We start from the raw sequence: 18,749 nt of genomic DNA on the forward strand, positions 1-18,749 counted from the left end.
TAATTTAAAACAAAGTTTTTATTTAATTATATATTATGCATTATTTAAAATATATATCTGAAAACTCTATATTTATTTTTTCAATTTTACTATCCTTATTATAAAATAATTCTTCATTTTCTACTATATCTTCTGGCAATGCTTTATTTGGAATTTCTACTATAAATTCTGTACCTTTATTTAGCTCACTTGTAATATTAATTTTTCCACCATGCATTTCTACAAAAGATTTAACTAAAGACAATCCTATACCACTACCTTCTTGATTTCTTGATAAAGACTTATCTACTTGTATAAATCTTTCAAATATTATTGTCTGTTTTTCTTTTGGTATACCTATTCCTGTATCTTTTACTGATATTAATACTTTGTTATCTTTGCATTCAATATTTACAAATATATTTCCACCTTTATTTGTAAATTTTACAGCATTTGATAAAAGATTTAGTACTATTCTTTCTATTTTATCTACATCACAAGATATAATTTTTTCTTCTACATTAGTATCAAATATTATATTAATGCCTTTAACCTCTACATAACTTACTACAGACATAGTTATATCTTCTACTATTTGTACAATATTTTGATTTTTAAAATTAGGCTTTAAATATCCTGCATCTATTTTCGTTATATCTATAAGATTGGTAATTAATCGAATTAGCCTATAGCAATTTTGTTTCATCATTTTCATATATTTATTACAATTAAATTTTTCATCACAATTAGGCATATTCTGAAATAATAATTCTAACATTTGTAATGCACTAAATATTACATTTAAAGGAGTTTTTAATTCATGAGATATATTGGCAAAAAACTCTGTTTTTAGTTTATCATATTCCATTACTTTATTTAACAATTCAGTTTTTTCTTCTACCTTCTTTGATAATTCCTCTGCTCTTTTTCTTTCTGTTATATCTCTAACAACATTTAATGTAGCCTCCTTATTACCATAAGGAAAGAAAGTAGAAGATACTTCTACAAATTTTATTTTTCCACTTTTAGTAATTAGCTTTTGTTCTAAAGTATTAATATTTATTTTATTATTTAATAAATTGTTTTTTATATTATTTTTTACTTTATAACAATCTCCAACAATAAAGTTTTTTATACTTCTTCCAACTAAATCATTGGCATGTTTAAATTCCAAAAGTTCTGCACCTGATCTATTTGAAAAAATGTTTATGCCTTTACAATTTACATATACAGCGTCCGGAAGAACATTCATTAAATACCTATATCTTTCTTCACTTTGTTTTAAATCTATTTCTATTTTTCTTCTTTCACTGATTTCTTTTTCTAATATTTTTACTATTTTTTCTAACTCTTTAGTTCTACTTTCTACTTTATTTTCTAAATCTTCATTTAATTGTTTTACTTTATTATACATTAAAGAATTTTCTATTGAAATAGATGCTTGAGAAGCAAGTATCTTAAGAATTTCAACTTTTTCAGAGGTAAAAGCATTAATAGTTAAGTTATTTTCTAAGTAAACTATTCCCTTTAATTCCCCTTGATAAGTTATAGGTATACATAATATAGATTGAGGTTTACTTTCTCTTATATACAAATCTGAAAAAAATGTGCTATCTTCTAAAACATTATTTAATATTACATCTTTACCTGTTCTTTTTACATAGTAAACTACTGATTTAGCAATATTATTATAATTTTTTAGCAAAACATTTTTTAAAATATCTAGATCTTCATTTGTTCCTATAGATATCCATAATTTATTATGCTTTTCTGTAATAATATAAGCTCTTTGTGCTCCTGCATTTTCTACTAAAATATCAATTAATTTTTTTAAAAGTTTATCAAAATCCATTTCATCTGAAATAACTTGTGAAATTTTTATTATAGAATTTAAATCCATATTTTTAATGTTTTTATTTTCAATTACTTTTGCTAATTTATTTATTTTTGATAAAACTTCACAATATTTGCTTTTTAATTGTTCTACTTTAGAAAAAGCTCCAATATTATTCCAAATATATATTGAATCCAATATATAAGATCTAGCTACATTTTTTCTTCCTTTAGATAAGTAATATTTACCCGCTAATTCATTAGCTATAGCAGCAATATTAATAAACCCTCTACTTATTGATTCTTCAATAGCTTTATCATAAAGCTCCATAGCTTTTAAATCTTCATTTAATATACGAGCTTTTTCCGCTTTTATTAATAAATACTTATGCAAAAAATTTTCTGGTGAATTTTTTACCCAAACTTTTATTCGTCTTAAATTTTCTTCAATTATTTCAATGTAAATTTCTTTTTCCCTTTCTGAAAAATCCTTATATAATGCCATTATTGTTAATACATAATAAAAACAATGTTCTGTAATTATAATTTTTCCCAGCATAGCAGAATTAGTTTTATTATCTAATTGACTATATTTTAACGCTTCTTTATAGTATCCAAAAATATATAATATATTTAAAGCCATTACTTTGTAATTAGCTACTAAGGGTACTTGTTTTATACTACTCCACTTATCTATTATATTAAATCCTTCAGAAATATATTTATTTATAATAATATTATATCTATCTGAATACTTTAGACATTCTATTGTTTCATTAAAAATCAATTGAAATTCATAAAAATTAATAAAATTTTTCTTTAATGAGGATAAATAATTGGAAGATTCAAATAAAATAATATCTAAATTTTCACCAGCAATAAATCTATGATAAGGTATTTCAAATGCAATATAGGGTAAATATATTAAATCTCCAGATTCTATTCCATAATTATAAGCTTTTTTTAGATATGGTATATCTGTTTTTAAATTTTGTTTCCATGAGTTAACAAATGCACCAAACAAATAGTTTATTTTGCTATTTAAAGACTTTCCCTTAAACTTATTATTTAACTCTAATGCAGATAAACCTAAATCATATCCTAGATTATAGTCATTAAATTTTGTTCCTATTATAGAAGCAAAAGCTATATATGCAAAAACAGATTCCTTATTATTTCCGTATTTCAAAGATATATTTATCATTTTAAGTACTATATCTCTAGATAAATAATTATCTCCACATATATAAGATAGTACCCAAAAATTTTTTAATATGCTTAAAATAACTCTATATTTTCTATTTATTAGAATAGAATTATGGGTTATTCCCTTTATATCTTTATTTTTTATTTCTATCCAAGTACTTAATAATTGTTCATTTACATGTTTTTTTAATAAGTTTTTTTCGTCTATAAAACTTATAGAAAACATTTTTAATATTTTTTTGCAAAGTTCAATTCCATCTTGTATTTTTAATGAATTAATATAATGAACTATTCTCATATTGTAAACATTTGCCTTATCCATATCTGTAACAACATTCTTTAATATATTATTTATTGTTTCTTCTGACTTTTCCAAATTTCCAGATAAATACTCACATTCTGCTAACTCCATATATAAAAATTTAGTTAGATTATATTTATCTCTCCAACTATTTTTATTTAGCAACTTTATAGCACTATTTAAAAAATTACTAGCTTCTAAATAAGCAATAGAATTTTTGGCTCTTTGAGCACATACTATATTTAACTTTATTAATTTGTTTTTTTTATAGTCATCCTTAATAATATTTATACTTAGATTTAAATGACTTACTATATTAAATATTTCCTTACTTAAAGATTTATGGTCTATAGATTTAAATAAAGAATTACCAATAGAAAAGTGAATTTTTTCTTTTTTTTCATTAGTCATACTTTCTAAAATAATATTCTTTATATTATCATGTAAAAATGTATAATTGCCTTTTCCTTCATCTAATAATATGCCTTTATCTAATATATGCTCTAGTATATTCTCTATGGTATTTTTATTTTTATTGCAAACTAAACTTAATGTATCTACATTAAACTTATCTCCTAAACACGAAGCTACTTCCAAAACATATTTAACCTGCTGAGAAAAACCTTTAATATTCTCTTTTATAAATTTTGCTATACTACTAGTTATTATGCTTTTTCTTATTTCATTTATATCCCAATTCCATTTTAATCTATTATAATCAAACTTAATAAATTTATTTTGATATAAAAAATAGAAAAATTGTTTCGTCAAAAAAGGATTTCCTTTAGTTTTACTAAATGCTAAATTTGCCAATTCCATAGATTCATCTTCAGAAGTATTAAATGAATCCATAATTAATTTACATATATTATACTCACTTAAAGGCAGTAAATTTATCTTATTTATTTTTATACAATTATTTTTTATATTCTCTAAAGTAGAAAATATTTCATAACGATTACTATTTTGATTATTTTTATAAGATGTTATTACAAGCAAATTTTCTCTTATGTTTTTAATAATATGTTCTATAACCTTAAGAGAAGTAGAATCTGTCCATTGCAAATCATCTATAAATAATATAAAAGGTTTGCATTCCTCTACAAAAACTTGTATAAATTTAGTTATTATATCATTAAATCTACTCTTTTCTTCTTTAACACTTAATATTTCTACTGGTGCTTGTTTTCCTATAATAATTTCTATATCCGGTATAATATTTATCATTATTTGAGCATTATTCCCTAAAGCCTTTAATAATTTAGATTTCCATTTTTTTATTTTACTTTCATCTAACGACAATATTTTATCTATTAAAGATTTAAAAGCTTGTATAAATGGTATATAAGGAATAGCTATATTGTGTTTATCAAACTTTCCATAAGTACATATTGCATCGGTGTTTAAAATAGATTTTTTAAATTCCCTAATTAAAGAAGATTTACCTATTCCCGATTCCCCAGAAATAAATACCAATTGACTTTTATCTACACTAACTTCACTAAATATATCTATAAGTCTATTTAGTTCTTCATTTCTTCCATATAGTTTTGATGAAATTTTAAATTTACTAGATATATCTTGTAATCCTAAAGGAAAGCTAGAAATAAAATTCTTTTCATAAAGTTGTTTTCTACACTTTTCTAAGTCTGATTTAAGTCCATAGGCACTTTTATATCTTTCAGAAGGATTTTTCGACATCAATTTCATTATAATATCCGAAATTACTTTTGGTACACAATAATTAAACTTATAAGGTTCTATTGGACTTTTTGCTATACAACTATGTATTAAATCATTTATTCCCTTATATTGAAAAGGAAGTTTCCCAGTAATCATTTCATAAAAAACTACTCCTACAGAATAAAAATCTGTTCTATAATCTAATTTATGATTAACTCTTCCCATTTGCTCCGGCGACATATATTCTATACTTTCGTTTTTCAAACTAGAATTTACTATAGTAGCCCTTTTAGTGTTTTCATTTATTAAAATATTATAAGCATTTATACTACCATATACTATATTATTTTTATGTAGTTCTTTAATTAAATTACAAATTTTAATTGATATATCCAAAAATCTTTTTATATCTATTTCCCCATCATTTATAATTTGTTTTAACATTTTAGTATTTACATTATCATTTAAATAAAATTGTATATTACTCATACTAAAACACTTCTCCCCTATATTTCTATTTATTTATATATTGTATCATATATTTTCATTAGGTTGTTGAATAAAAAATTCTTGATATATTTTGCATATAGAAAATTATATCAAGAATTTTTTATTCAACAACCTATTCATATAATATTATATTAAATTATCAAATCTTTAATTACTTCACTAGCTATAATCATACCTGCTACTGGTGGAACAAAAGAAATACTTCCTGGAATAATTTTTTTACTTTCATTTTGAATTTTAGATATTTTTATAGGTTCTTCTTCAGAATATAAAACTTTTAAACATTCTATGTTTCTTTTCCTAAGTTCTCTTCTAACTACTTTAGCTAAAGGGCACACCTTGGTTTCATATATATCTGCTATTTTAAACATGGTAGGATTTAATTTATTTCCTGTACCCATAGAACTTATAATTTTTACATTATTTCTTTTACACCAAGTAATAATCTCTAATTTAGAAGATACAGTATCTATAGCATCTATAACATAATCTATATTTTTATTTAACAGGCTATTGATGTTATTTTTATCTGCAAACAACTTATAATACTCTACATTGCAATTAGGATTTATAGACAATATTCTATCCTTCATAACTTCTACTTTGTATTTACCTACAGTATTAAAATTAGCATGTATTTGTCTATTTATATTACTTACAGATATATAATCATTATCTACAATAGTTATATTACCTAACCCCGCTCTAACTAAGGCTTCTATTGCAAAACTCCCTACACCTCCTACTCCAAATATAATTACTTTGCTATTTTTAAGTTTATTTAATGCTTCTCCACCAATAAGTAGCTCCGTCCTTGAAAATATATTTTCCTCCATAATTTTTAAAATACACCTCTCCCTTTATTTTACATACTCTATTATATTTTTTAAATTGATTTTTTGAATAGCTAATAGTGCTTGTAAGTTATCAAAGGAATATACTTGCTTTGCATCTTCAAATCCAAAACAACCGTAAATCTCACTATTTTTATCTTTTATTTGATATTTCAACATATTACTTTTCATTAAATCATACATATTCTTATCTCCAATATTTAATGCAACTTGAGCAGCAATAGCATAAACTGCTGTAGATTCATAAGAAGATGAAGGTTCGCCAGTTTTTATATTATATTTAGCATATAACGCTCCTTTTTTATCCATTTGATTTTTAATCCATTGAATAGAAGTATTAGGACATTTTCCTATTTCACTTAAATGAAGAATAGATAACATAGATTCTATGGTGTTTACTTCTTCTTCATTACTGTATTTATTAGTTTTATAACTATAACTTTTTCTATACAAAGGAAAAGAATCCGATATGTAAGAATTAATTAATATTTTTTCTTGATTTTTCATTATATTTTCCCACTTATTATTTACATTTTTTAATAATTTCATTGTATATAAATCTATATAACATACTGTTATATAGTCTGCTTTTGTTTTAATATTAAAATCATAAAAATCTACTAAGTTATTATTTTCAGTTTCATATTTAAGTACTCCTTTAGATATTTTAAATAAAAGTTTTCTGTACTTATTATCTTCTTCTCCCCATCTATCATTAGCATAAAATAAAGCCCTAATAACTCTTATATCGTCTATAGCTGCAGAAGAAGTTCCACTTCTATTTTCTTTTTTATAAAATCTCCATTTTAATAATCCATTTTTTAAAATTAAATTATTTTCTACAATACTTAAATGATCATCAAATAATTTTTTATCTCCACTTTTAACTGCATATAACATTATAAGTCCTTCTGATTCAGATAAAACTTCATGTCCATTAGCATAAGGTTTTACTAAATTATTGTCTAAATAATTTGTATATATTCCATATCCTTTTTTATGCATTTTTTTATTTATATAATCTAAACAAATAATTTCTTCTTCATCTTTATTTATATTGTCCCAATGAATATTTAATTTTATAGAATTAATTCTATAAAAATACATTCCAAAACAAACTATAAAAGCTATTAAAATAACTATTGCTATTTTATTTAAGATTTTTTTCATTTTTGTATCACCTTTCTAAAATTATAATAGTCAGGTTATCACCTGACTATTATATCATATAATTGTATTAAATTTTAAACCACTGTCTTCTATCTTATTTTTTAGCTTAAATGTCAATTTATCCATAAGTTCATTTCTTTCTTGTCCATCTTTTGGAAGTGTAACTGAAGCTTTTTCTAAATAGTAATTTTTAAGTCTTATATCCCTATTCTTCATTTCATTATATACATTTTCTATTTTATCCTCTGCTTTTAATATTTCATTATCATCTAAGTGAGGAAATACCCCAATAAAAGTAGAAAATCCTCGTTTTGTTATAACATTAGGGTTTTTAAATAATTCTTTTATTTCTTTATACACTATTTCTGTTAATATTAAATATTCATCTTTTAGTTCTATTTTTTCTTGTTTTTTTGTAAACTTTATAAAACTCAGCATCATAATTGAAATATTATATTTACCTTGAATAGCTTTTTTAATTTCATTATTAAGATACTTTTGAAAATTTAAATAAACTTTTTCTCTGCTTATAAATCTTCTATTATCTGAATTTATACATTTTATTACTCTATTTATTAACATATTATCTTCATAAGGTTTTAATATATAATCTATTGCACCTGCTTTTACTCCTTTTATAAAAGCATCTCTTTTGTTTATAGATGTTAATATCATTATAGGTATATCTATATTTCTTTCCTTTATTTTTTTAATAACTTCTAATCCATCTTCTTCATTTAAATTAATTTCTAATATAATAAGCTTTATCTCTTTTTTCTTTTCATAAAGTTTATTAAAAAATTCAATAGAATTAGCTGTTTCGTAAACCTTTATATTATTAGAAGTTAATAATTCTTTTACTACATATCTGGTATAACACATATTTTCAAGCAAAATTACACTTTCCATGATAATCATCCTACCCATATATTTAATATTATTTTTATTATAATTTTAATAAATATTCAATTAAAATTATTATACCATATTTATGTATTAATTTATACCTAATTTGCCAAAAATTCTGCTATCACTAACTATAATATGCCCCCATCTACATTTATAACTTGTCCTGTTATATACTTAGCTTTATCACTACATAAAAATGCAGATAATTTACCTATATCTTTAGGTTGTCCAAATTTCATCAAAGGTATATCTTCTATTAAATCTTTTTTTTCTTCTTTAGAAAGCCATTTATTCATATCTGTATCTATAACCCCTGGTGCTATAGCATTAACTCTTATATTACTTGGTCCTAATTCTTTTGCTAAAGCTTTAGTAAAAGAGTTTATACCTCCCTTTGAAGCAGAGTATATAACCTCACAAGAAGCCCCAACTTGTCCCCACATAGAAGAAATATTTATTATACATCCCTTTTTTTCATAAATCATGTACTTAACTACATTATGACAACAATTAAATGCACCTTTTAAATTAATATTTATAATACTATCCCAATCTTCTTCTGTCATATCTATAAATAATCCTACTTTTGAAACACCAGCATTATTCACTAATATATCTATTTTCCCAAATTCTTTTATTACATATTCTATCATATCTTTAGCTTCATTATAGTAAGCTACATTTGATTTGTATATTCTTCCACGTCCACCGTTTTCTTTAATAATTTTTTCTGTTTTTTTGGCACCTTCTTCATCTTTTCTATAATTTATAATAACATTTGCACCTTCTTTAGCCATTTCTATTGCAATAGCTTGTCCTATGCCTCTTGATGCTCCTGTTATTATAGCTACTTTTCCTGATAAGCTCATAATATCCTCCTTACCATATAGTTATTAGGGGAATTTAATCCCCAAAATAACTAACTTAATTGATCTTCATTTATTACAGGTAAATCTTCTAAATTGTTATACTTATTTCCATCTGGTATACTTTTCAAAAATTCTTCCTTTAATTTTGAAACTTCTGTATTTACTCCTTTTATTGCTCCTTGCTTTGCTAACATTACGGCTTCTTCTTTCATTATTATTTCATTATTATCAAGCTGATAAGCTGTAATTTCTCCATTACTATCCTTAACCAATCCCGTTATAATATGACCTATTTCTGTACTAAACATAATTCATTCCTCCAATATATATTATTTAATAATATTTTCTCCTTTTGTGAATAGAATTATGTATTATTTGCTTTATATTTTTAAATCAATATTTATATTCTAACTACTTTAACTTAGCAATTAAAAACATGATATTCATTCCAATTTTCGAAAATTTTTCTTCATATTCCGTTTGAATATTTTCCTTAAAATCGCTACTGCCTAAGTCATATGTTATATATTTAATTTCAAATCCACATTCTTTAAAATATTTTTGAGAATCTTCAAATAAGCACTTATCATCTGTTTTAAACCAAATTTCCGATGCTGGTTTTATAAATTTTTTATATTCTGTTAAAAATTTAGAATGAGTAAGTCTTCTTTTATTATGTCTTAATTTAGGCCAAGGATTACAAAAATTAATGTATATTCTACTTATTTCATTTTCATCAAATATTTCACTTACAAATGCTATATTTAAAGGAATTAATCTAACATTTTCTACTTCTTCTTTTTCTACTTTTCTTAAAGCATATACTAGCACTTCATCTTTTAAATCTATACCTATAAAATTAATATTATTATTGACAAAAGCTTTTCTGGATATAAATTGTCCTCTTCCACATCCCAGCTCTAAATGTATAGGATTATTATTTTTAAATTCTTCTATCCATTTTCCCTTATACTCTCTTGGGTTTGTTACAACTAAAGGGCTTGCCTCCATTTCAGGTCTTGCCCACCACTTTTTTCTAAGTCTCATATATGCATCCTCCTATACTTTATTTTTATAATTAAACAATCATTGCTGCTAATTTTAAAAAAGAATAATATAGCATAACTGAAGGTATTCCTACTAAATATTTTGCTAAAAATACTATAAACACTATTAATATAACCATTTGATATTGATAAGCAAAGTCAGCATATTTATAAAATGCTTTAGGAAACAAATCTCTTAATATATGAAAACCATCTAATCCTGGTATAGGCATAATATTAAATAGAAATAACATACAGTTTATACTAATACAGGCTGTAAATATTTCTCTTAATACATATACTAAATTACTACTTGTTAATGAATTTCCAAATACTTTATATAATAACCCTGTAAATATAGCAAATATAAAAGCAACTAAAAGATTAGCTAAAGGTCCTGCTATAGAAACTTTTAAATCATCTTTATAATATTTTTTATAAGCACTAGGATTAGTTTCTACTGGTTTCGCCCATCCAAAGCCAACTAATAAAATCATTAAAAATCCTAAAATATCTATATGGGCTATAGGATTTAAAGTAAGCCTTCCTTGAAACTTTGGAGTTTTATCTCCTAATCTATCTGCTACTAGTGCATGGGCATATTCATGAAATGTAAGACCTATTAGTATTGCTGGTATAATTAATATCTTTGATAATAATTGATTACTTAAACTCAATAATTTCTCATCCCTTCTACATTATCAATTTTTTATAGTATTTTTATTTAATCTTTTTCATAAACACAATAAATTATACTATTATATTTTTATAATTTCCAATTTTTTATATAAAATTTAAATATAGTAAACAAAAGCTCTGAAATAACAGAGCTTAATTAAATGGAGTTTTAACCAACTTTCCTTCTGAAATAGATACAACTCCTTTATTATAAAGTTGTAAAAAAGTTCCCTTATAGGCAGTCTGTTTTCCATTAGATATTTCTTTGATTATTCCTTTCAAATTATCATTTACATATATATGTCCATCTTCTAATACATATATTTTTTCTTTATTTACTGGCTCTTGAAGAGCTATATTATTCCACTTAATTGTATCTTCATTTAATTTTCCATAAAAAATTTTAACAATATTATTATCTACAACTTGTCCAACATAAACTCTATCACTATTATCTACACCTATAAGACAAGTATTATCTATACCTTCTATAGATATTTTACCTATATTAGTAGCATATACATTATTTGAATTTAAATCCTCATAAATTAACCTATCCTCATGAGGTAATACTCTCATATTTCCAATATTACTTGATTTGGTTTTAATTTTTCTCATTTCTTTCATTATATTTATCCAATAAATTTTGCTATTTAATTCATTATGAGAAACTTTTACACATATTATATTTGTTAAAGTGGAAACCTGTATATCTGATACTTCTGAGCTATTACCTGCCCAAGTTATATCTTTAATTTCTTCTTTTGCACTTTTAGCAACATCATAATAACTTAATTTGAATCCTTTTTCATCTATATCTTCATCTTTTATATGCTTTTCTGCTATTAAAATTCTATCTCTATCCGGAAGCCACTTATAAAAAGAAATTTCAACACCCTCATCAAAATCTACTGTCTCTACGTTTCCATCCCTAGTATTAACTACTTTTAAACTATCATCTTCATAATATGCTAAATATTTAGCATCAAAAGAAGCACTAATTCCTTCAGCACCGTCTGGTACTATAATTTCTGCATCTGGCACCTTATTTGCTATGTTTTTTTCTACTTTTTTTATTTTAACAGATGTTTGTGTTGAAAGTATATAATTTTCTATATAATATAATCCCCCTAATTGTATTGCCAAGGAAATTAAACTCCATATAAATATTCTTTTAAAAATTTTCATTGTCCATTCTCCTTTAAACCTCTACTTTACATATATAACAGATGGCACTGCTCTCTCTCCTAATGGATCACAAGGATTGTTTATTACTTCTCCATCATAATACATAGTAGAAGAGGATCCACCATCTAAATTAGTAGCATTATAAGCTCCATATTCAAGCATTATATCTTGTACATCTTTTAAAGTAGCTCCTACACTTCTAACCTGTCTTCCATCTATAACTAACATAAGTATTGCCCCATCTTTTCTTTGCCCTATAGCAGTTCTAGGTGCTATTCCCCATCCACCATCTCCAGATTTAATAGTTCCTTGTCCATTAACCACAAGAGCTGGTTCAAAAGATATTGCTTCTTTAACTCCTAATTCTTTCATTTCATTTAAACTATGAGGTCCTACTAATAACATTCCACTACTTGTCAACGCCATAACATCTTCTTTTTTATTTTCATCTTTTATATCATTATGCTTTATAACACCATTTGACATAAGTAATCCTACTGGTTTTCCTCCAGTACCTGTCCATGTTGAACCATCAGAAGATTTATCAGAAAATCCTCCTCCATTTATAGCTGCTATAGATTCATTATTTTCAGCTATTTGACTAGTTAATTCTCCTGCAATACCTAACTTTGTGCTAAAACCTACTTTTACTCTAGTAGGATCATGAATTAAAATCATATATCCTTTAAATTTTTTACCATCAATATCAAATCTCTCTATCTTACTATCATGTTTATTACTAAATTTAAGCATATCATTTCTATTTTGCAGTATAGTATCTACTTTATCTTCACTTAATATTTTGTTGATTTCCTCCTCCGATAGAAATAATTTAGCTATATACTGATGACTTAACGTGGTCATAGCTGACCCTACTAAAGTTCTTTTTACATTTTTAAAAGGACCATGAAATATAATAAAAGGAGCAGTTATAGCTGTAATAAAAATTTCAAAAATTATGAATAATATAAATATCTTTATTGAAAATCTTTTAGACTTTTTAATATTTTTTTTTGCCATATATATATTCCTTTCTATAGAAATTATAAATACTATATATTATAAATTTCTTGATTTTGTTGTCGAATTTAGATGTATGAACACATACTCTTTATTTTACAATAAACTTATAAATTTTTAAATACTAATTAAGATGAATTAATTATTAAATTTTATAAAATTTAATAAAATCTCCTAATTTCATTTGATATGCTAATTCATCAATTACTTTTTTATGTAAAAAATCAATTCTAAATTTTTATTTCTTAATATGAAAAAATATAAGGGCTTACATCTCTGTAAACCCTTATATTTCAACTTGGCAGCCTCTAGGGGAATTGAACCCCTGATTCCACCTTGAGAGGGTGGCGTCTTAACCACTTGACCAAGAGACCATATAAATTTTTTCCTTTAAATATTATATAACTATTACTCATATACGTCAACATAATATTTTATAAACATAATTGTTGCAAATCATTTGCATTAATTAAATTAAAGGAATATAATTATTATGATTATATTTTAAATAATTTGACCATAATTAACAATAGTGTTTATTTAGGGAGGATTAGCATGAATTTAGTAAATATTGAAAACCTATATTTTTCTTACAATAACAATATGCCCTACATAATAGAAAATATAAACTTAAAAATAAAAAAAGGTGACTACATTTCTATATTAGGTGAAAACGGCAGTGGTAAAACTACTTTATCAAAGCTTATACTTAATTTATTAAAACCTACCAAAGGGAAAGTATCACTAAACACTAATAAAATAGGATATGTGCCTCAAAATATAGAAAACTTCAATTCAAAATTTCCTATTACAGTAAACGAAATATTAAAATGCCATAAAAAAATAATAAATTTAAAATCTAAAGATATTATAAGCAAAATATTAAAATTAGTTAATATGGAACATACCAAAAATAGCCTAATTGGAAATTTATCTGGTGGACAACAGCAAAAAATATTTATATGCAGAGCTTTAATAGGAAATCCTGAACTCTTAATATTAGATGAACCTTCTACAGGAGTAGATATAAAGAGTCAAATAGAAATTTATAATATAATAAAAAAATTAAATAAAAAAAATAACATAACAATTATTGCTGTGGAACATAATTTAGACGCTGCTTTAAAAAATTCTTCCCATATATATTTGATGAAAAATGGTACAGGACATTTATATAATATAGAACATTTTAAAAATAATTATTTAAATACAAACTTTAAAATTGTAAATAGTAATAATTAATTTATGGAGGATAAAATATGCTTCAATACACTTTTATGCAAAATGCATTATTAGCTTCAGTACTTATAGGAATTTTATGTCCTTTTATAGGAGTATTTTTGGTATTAAAGCGTTATTCCATGATAGGAGATACTCTTTCTCATGCTTCTTTTGCTGGAGTAGCTATAGGCTTAATATCTGGCTATAATCCTATAATATCTGCTTTTTTATTTACTTCTTTAGCAGCGGTTTTTATTGAATTTTTAAGAAACTACTATAAAGAATATGAAGAATTAATTTTAGTAATAATATTAACTTTAAGTGTAGGTATAGCAATTACTTTAATAAGTATGGGTAAAGCTAATGCTGATATTAATTCCTACTTATTCGGAAGTATTATAACTATATCAAAAAAAGAAATTTACACTGTGTTTATTTTAAGCATCATATCTGTAATAACTTTATGTTTATTATTCAACAAACTACTATATATAACTTTTGATGAAGAAGGTGCTAAAGTTTTAGGATTAAATGTGAAATTTATAAATTATATATTTTCACTATTAGTAGGTGCTACTATATCTGTTTCTATAAAAATAATGGGTATTTTAGTTATATCCTCTATGATAGCTATTCCAGTTGCTACAGCTCTTCAATTAAATAAAAGTTTTAAAATAACTCTTGTATATTCTATATTATTTGGAATAATAGATATAATTTTTGGACTAGTTATATCTTACTATGTAAATTGTGCTCCTGGTGGAACAATTGCTTTAACATCTATTTTTACTCTTTCACTAGTACTTATTTTAAAACCAAAATATAAATAATAATTACACTGTGTTTATTTATTAAAAATTTAAATTTTAATATCAGAGAGTGAATGAACAAAACTATTCCTCACTCTCTATTTTTAATTCTCAACAGCAAATTTCTTACCTGTAAATACCTTAGCTAATATTCCTCCTAAAAAAGCTGGAATAATCCATGAAAATCCTTGACTCGAAAAAGGTAATGAATTTACAAAATCAGTAACTAAAGGAACTTTAATTCCCATAGAATACAAAGAATTAAATATACTTACAATCAACGTAACATAAACTGCTCCAGAATATATATTTTTATTTTTAATATGATTATCAAATAAACTTAATAATATTAAAACTATTACTATAGGATAAGCAGTTAAAAGTACTGGCACTGCAAATTTTATTATATTTTCTACACCGTAATTAGCTATTCCACAACTAACTAAACATATAGAAGTAACTAAAAATTTATAGCTTAACTTTCCTTTACTTAATTCACTAAAATAATTTCCAGCAGTAGCTGTAAGCCCTATAGAAGTAGTTAGGCAAGCTATTGATATAGATAAACCTAATATAATCTTACCCCAGCTTCCTAATAAACTTTCTGATAAACTTATTAACAAGCTTGTTCTTGTAATATCCTTAGGAAATACTCCACTGGAAGTGGCTCCAACATAAAGCAATCCACCATAAACTAAACCTAAACATAATGCTGAAACTATACCAGATTTTATAGTAATATCAACTTGTTCTTTTTCAGTTTTATAACCTTTATTAATAAAACTAGTTACAACCATTTGTCCTATTATTATAGAACCTAAGGCGTCCATAGTTTGATATCCTTCTACAAATCCTTTGGAAAAAGCATTTTGTAAATTGTTATTAATAGGCATTCCTATAGGATTTATTATTCCTTTTAATATTATTATAAACAATGAAATTAATAAAAATGGAGTTAATAGAGCCCCAATTTTATCTATTACATTAGATTGATTCATTACAAAAACTAATGTTATAGAAAAATAAATTATAGAAAATATTATAGGATTTGCATTAGGCATTATAGGTTGTACTCCTATTTCAAAAGTAGTAGCACCAGTTCTTGGTACACAAAATAAAGGTCCTATTGATAACATTATTATAGAACATAGTATATTTCCAAATTTAGAATTTACTTTTCCTGTTAATTTATCTGTAGTTCCACCTACTTTAGCTACAGAAACTATACCCAATAAAGGAAGACTTATACAAGTTATTAAAAACCCTATCATTGTAAAAATCCATTTATTACCTGAAATATACCCTAAAGTAGGAGGAAATATTAAATTACCTGCTCCAAAGAACATAGAAAATAGTGCAAATCCTGTTATAAATACATTTTTTAAATTCTTATTCATTTTACTCACTCCTTTTAATATAATAAAAAAAACACTCATCCAAAGGGACGAATGCTCGTGGTACCACCCAATTTAATTTATTTTATATAAATAAAAAACGTCCCCTCTAGAAAGGGACGAATATTCGCGTTACCACCCAATTTGACTTATATAAAATAAATCCTCTTACTCCTTAATAACGTAAGGAAAACCGGCTCAGCTTAATAAATAAAATTTATTTTTCAGCTTACAATTCAGGAATGAACTTTTCATTACAGTCCTTATCCAGTTTCCACCACACACTGGCTCTCTATATAATTTCTGTAACTACTTCTTTCCATCATCATCTTTACATATTTTAATTATTTGAATACAATTGTATAAAAAATTGTGTTTTTATGCAATGGTACTTTTATGCCATTTAATAAAAATAGCTGCTTATTTCTAATTTATTCTTTATATTTTACTAATATACCTAACTGTTTAAAATCACACACTAAAATAATGAATTTTTACACTCTATTTTTTATTTTACATAAGCTTTTATTAAAAGCTATACTTGTAAATTTAAAAGTTAACAGAATAAGTAATACTCCTAATGCTGCTGATATTACATATGCTATGTTTTCATTGATACCACTTATTAGATAATCTGGTATAATTGCATTAAATTTATATCCATTTTTCATACCCAAAGGAGTAAAACCTAAAACTTTTCCATTACTTATTACATATTTAATTTCTTCAACTCCCCATTCACCCCAAGCATCTCCAGATGCTAAAAGTCCAATAGGACAAGCAGTAATTATAAAAGTTATAAATACATAAATAGATTTAGTATTTAAATTATATCCTTTGTATATATTATTTGATAAAATCTTTTTCACATAAATATAAACTACAGTGGTTATAATAGCTTCTAAAAAACCTGCTACTGCCATATGAGGAATTACCATTGCCGGTATAGAAGTACTTAAACTATAAGGACAGTATAATGGCAATCCTGAAATATCTTTAAATAAAATAGGCTGTATTCCAAGCTCTAATGCAGTTAAAAAAGCTGCTATAACTATAGCTATATAAGAAGATATAAAAGCTGCTATATATTCACTTTTAGAACTTTTAATATTATGTTTAATATATTTATAAATATAGTATCCTAAAAATGGCATAACAAAAGCCATATTAAAACAATTTGCCCCTAAAGCTAATATTCCTCCATCACCAAAAAATATAGATTGAATTAATAATACTATGGTTATAGATATACATGCTGCATGAGGTCCTATTAATATAGATGATAAAACTGAACCAACGGCATGACCAGTTGTACCTCCTGGCAAGGGTATATTAAACATCATTACTAAGAATGAAAAAGCTGAACAAAATTCAAGTAACGGCAGTTTGTTATGGCTTAATACATTTTTAACTTCATCCAAGCACTTTTTCCATACAGGAATCATAATAGCTCCCATTACAACACAAGTTGAAGGACTTAAATAATGTTCCGGAATATGCATTTAAAACCTCCTATTCATAAATTACACTTATATAATTATATTGTATAAATAATTAATTATTCCATTACATTTTTATCAAAAAATAAAAAGGTCTCATATTTATTTTATATGAGACCTTTTATAAGGAATTTTATTCTCTTTTAAAGCTTCCACAATCTGTATTTTCTACTTTATTTGCATTAGAAGTGTGTTTAACTACTTCAATTTGATTTAATGTGCAATAATTATCATCTTTACAGTGAAACTTACACTCTTCTACAACACATTTTATGCTATCATTATGATTCATAATAATATAACCACCTTTCAATTATTCGTTCTTAATTTATTATGAATCATATTATATATAATTATACTTAGTTTATTGAATAAAAAAGGATTGAAATAATTTGCAAATAAAAAATAATTAAAAATAAGCTATATAAAAATAATAAGCAAAGTATCATAAATAGAGTTTGGAAATAAGTCATTTCATTAAGACACTCTAAGAATAAAAAATAAAAAAACTCCTACCCAATTTATGCCCCGTCCTTGGGGCGGAAATTGGCTCATCACGTCCTGTGATGAATTACGGAGT

Annotated in this window: 15 protein-coding genes, 1 tRNA gene and 1 other annotated feature; of the genes, 2 read left to right on the forward strand and 14 right to left on the reverse strand. The window is 24.4% G+C overall.

Features of this window, described 5'->3' with window-relative positions; translation table 11 throughout:
• Positions 1-40: 40 nt before the first annotated feature.
• The 11 genes from CLOACE_RS02995 to CLOACE_RS03045 form a co-directional block, all read right to left on the reverse strand.
• Entirely contained in the window at positions 41-5,491 is a 5,451-nt protein-coding gene (locus CLOACE_RS02995) for an MASE3 domain-containing sensor histidine kinase (protein WP_070109567.1), read from the reverse strand.
• A gap of 152 nt (positions 5,492-5,643) precedes the next feature.
• Positions 5,644-6,348 carry a tRNA threonylcarbamoyladenosine dehydratase gene (locus CLOACE_RS03000; RefSeq protein WP_070109568.1) on the reverse strand — a complete coding sequence of 235 codons (705 nt, stop codon included), beginning with the start codon at positions 6,346-6,348 and terminating at the stop codon, positions 5,644-5,646.
• A gap of 24 nt (positions 6,349-6,372) precedes the next feature.
• Positions 6,373-7,536 carry a glycosyl hydrolase family 8 gene (locus CLOACE_RS03005; RefSeq protein WP_070109569.1) on the reverse strand — a complete coding sequence of 388 codons (1,164 nt, stop codon included), beginning with the start codon at positions 7,534-7,536 and terminating at the stop codon, positions 6,373-6,375.
• A 54-nt stretch (positions 7,537-7,590) separates the two neighbouring features.
• Positions 7,591-8,445, reverse strand: a complete 855-nt coding sequence (locus CLOACE_RS03010; protein ID WP_070109570.1) for a response regulator — start codon at positions 8,443-8,445, stop codon at positions 7,591-7,593.
• Between the two features lie 128 nt (positions 8,446-8,573).
• A complete protein-coding gene (ymfI, locus tag CLOACE_RS03015) occupies positions 8,574-9,314 on the reverse strand; it encodes an elongation factor P 5-aminopentanone reductase (protein ID WP_070109571.1) in 741 nt (246 codons plus the stop codon).
• A gap of 50 nt (positions 9,315-9,364) precedes the next feature.
• On the reverse strand, positions 9,365-9,622 hold the full coding sequence (locus CLOACE_RS03020; RefSeq protein WP_070109572.1) for a DUF3892 domain-containing protein: 258 nt from the start codon (positions 9,620-9,622) through the stop codon (positions 9,365-9,367).
• 103 nt (positions 9,623-9,725) lie between these two features.
• A complete protein-coding gene (gene trmB, locus CLOACE_RS03025; RefSeq protein ID WP_070109573.1) occupies positions 9,726-10,361 on the reverse strand; it encodes a tRNA (guanosine(46)-N7)-methyltransferase TrmB in 636 nt (211 codons plus the stop codon).
• Positions 10,362-10,392: 31 nt separating this feature from the next.
• Positions 10,393-11,037: a site-2 protease family protein gene (locus CLOACE_RS03030; RefSeq protein ID WP_070109574.1), complete on the reverse strand. Its 645-nt coding sequence runs from the start codon at positions 11,035-11,037 to the stop codon at positions 10,393-10,395.
• A 154-nt stretch (positions 11,038-11,191) separates the two neighbouring features.
• The gene (locus CLOACE_RS03035) at positions 11,192-12,226 is read right to left on the reverse strand and encodes a hypothetical protein (protein ID WP_070109575.1); all 1,035 of its coding nucleotides are present in this window, start codon (positions 12,224-12,226) and stop codon (positions 11,192-11,194) included.
• A 21-nt stretch (positions 12,227-12,247) separates the two neighbouring features.
• Positions 12,248-13,246 (reverse strand): phosphodiester glycosidase family protein, encoded by a 999-nt coding sequence (locus CLOACE_RS03040; RefSeq protein WP_070109576.1) that lies wholly within the window; start codon positions 13,244-13,246, stop codon positions 12,248-12,250.
• 299 nt (positions 13,247-13,545) lie between these two features.
• A tRNA-Glu gene (locus CLOACE_RS03045) sits at positions 13,546-13,620 on the reverse strand.
• 181 nt (positions 13,621-13,801) lie between these two features.
• On the opposite strand from CLOACE_RS03045, the gene CLOACE_RS03050 reads away from it, so the two are divergent.
• Positions 13,802-14,488 (forward strand): metal ABC transporter ATP-binding protein, encoded by a 687-nt coding sequence (locus tag CLOACE_RS03050; protein ID WP_070109577.1) that lies wholly within the window; start codon positions 13,802-13,804, stop codon positions 14,486-14,488.
• Between the two features lie 17 nt (positions 14,489-14,505).
• Positions 14,506-15,297 carry a metal ABC transporter permease gene (locus CLOACE_RS03055; RefSeq protein ID WP_070109578.1) on the forward strand — a complete coding sequence of 264 codons (792 nt, stop codon included), beginning with the start codon at positions 14,506-14,508 and terminating at the stop codon, positions 15,295-15,297.
• An 83-nt stretch (positions 15,298-15,380) separates the two neighbouring features.
• Here the strand turns inward: CLOACE_RS03055 and brnQ are convergent, their stop codons facing one another.
• The 3 genes from brnQ to CLOACE_RS03070 form a co-directional block, all read right to left on the reverse strand.
• Positions 15,381-16,673: a branched-chain amino acid transport system II carrier protein gene (gene brnQ, locus CLOACE_RS03060; RefSeq protein ID WP_084027532.1), complete on the reverse strand. Its 1,293-nt coding sequence runs from the start codon at positions 16,671-16,673 to the stop codon at positions 15,381-15,383.
• 109 nt (positions 16,674-16,782) lie between these two features.
• Positions 16,783-17,005: a binding site (T-box leader), on the reverse strand.
• A gap of 159 nt (positions 17,006-17,164) precedes the next feature.
• On the reverse strand, positions 17,165-18,172 hold the full coding sequence (gene cbiM / locus CLOACE_RS03065) for a cobalt transporter CbiM (RefSeq protein ID WP_070109580.1): 1,008 nt from the start codon (positions 18,170-18,172) through the stop codon (positions 17,165-17,167).
• A gap of 130 nt (positions 18,173-18,302) precedes the next feature.
• Positions 18,303-18,461 (reverse strand): DUF1540 domain-containing protein, encoded by a 159-nt coding sequence (locus CLOACE_RS03070; RefSeq protein WP_070109581.1) that lies wholly within the window; start codon positions 18,459-18,461, stop codon positions 18,303-18,305.
• Positions 18,462-18,749 lie beyond the last annotated feature (288 nt).

This window comes from Clostridium acetireducens DSM 10703 (assembly GCF_001758365.1).
Classification (GTDB): domain Bacteria; phylum Bacillota; class Clostridia; order Clostridiales; family Clostridiaceae; genus Clostridium_C; species Clostridium_C acetireducens.

Coding starts and splice junctions, on each gene's coding strand:
- CLOACE_RS02995 (WP_070109567.1), bottom strand. CDS start 5,491: ATGAGTAATATACAATTTTATTTAAATGATAATGTAAATACTAAAATG.
- CLOACE_RS03000 (WP_070109568.1), bottom strand. CDS start 6,348: ATGGAGGAAAATATATTTTCAAGGACGGAGCTACTTATTGGTGGAGAA.
- CLOACE_RS03005 (WP_070109569.1), bottom strand. CDS start 7,536: ATGAAAAAAATCTTAAATAAAATAGCAATAGTTATTTTAATAGCTTTT.
- CLOACE_RS03010 (WP_070109570.1), bottom strand. CDS start 8,445: ATGGAAAGTGTAATTTTGCTTGAAAATATGTGTTATACCAGATATGTA.
- ymfI (WP_070109571.1), bottom strand. CDS start 9,314: ATGAGCTTATCAGGAAAAGTAGCTATAATAACAGGAGCATCAAGAGGC.
- CLOACE_RS03020 (WP_070109572.1), bottom strand. CDS start 9,622: ATGTTTAGTACAGAAATAGGTCATATTATAACGGGATTGGTTAAGGAT.
- trmB (WP_070109573.1), bottom strand. CDS start 10,361: ATGAGACTTAGAAAAAAGTGGTGGGCAAGACCTGAAATGGAGGCAAGC.
- CLOACE_RS03035 (WP_070109575.1), bottom strand. CDS start 12,226: ATGAAAATTTTTAAAAGAATATTTATATGGAGTTTAATTTCCTTGGCA.
- CLOACE_RS03040 (WP_070109576.1), bottom strand. CDS start 13,246: ATGGCAAAAAAAAATATTAAAAAGTCTAAAAGATTTTCAATAAAGATA.
- CLOACE_RS03050 (WP_070109577.1), top strand. CDS start 13,802: ATGAATTTAGTAAATATTGAAAACCTATATTTTTCTTACAATAACAAT.
- CLOACE_RS03055 (WP_070109578.1), top strand. CDS start 14,506: ATGCTTCAATACACTTTTATGCAAAATGCATTATTAGCTTCAGTACTT.
- brnQ (WP_084027532.1), bottom strand. CDS start 16,673: ATGAATAAGAATTTAAAAAATGTATTTATAACAGGATTTGCACTATTT.
- cbiM (WP_070109580.1), bottom strand. CDS start 18,172: ATGCATATTCCGGAACATTATTTAAGTCCTTCAACTTGTGTTGTAATG.
- CLOACE_RS03070 (WP_070109581.1), bottom strand. CDS start 18,461: ATGAATCATAATGATAGCATAAAATGTGTTGTAGAAGAGTGTAAGTTT.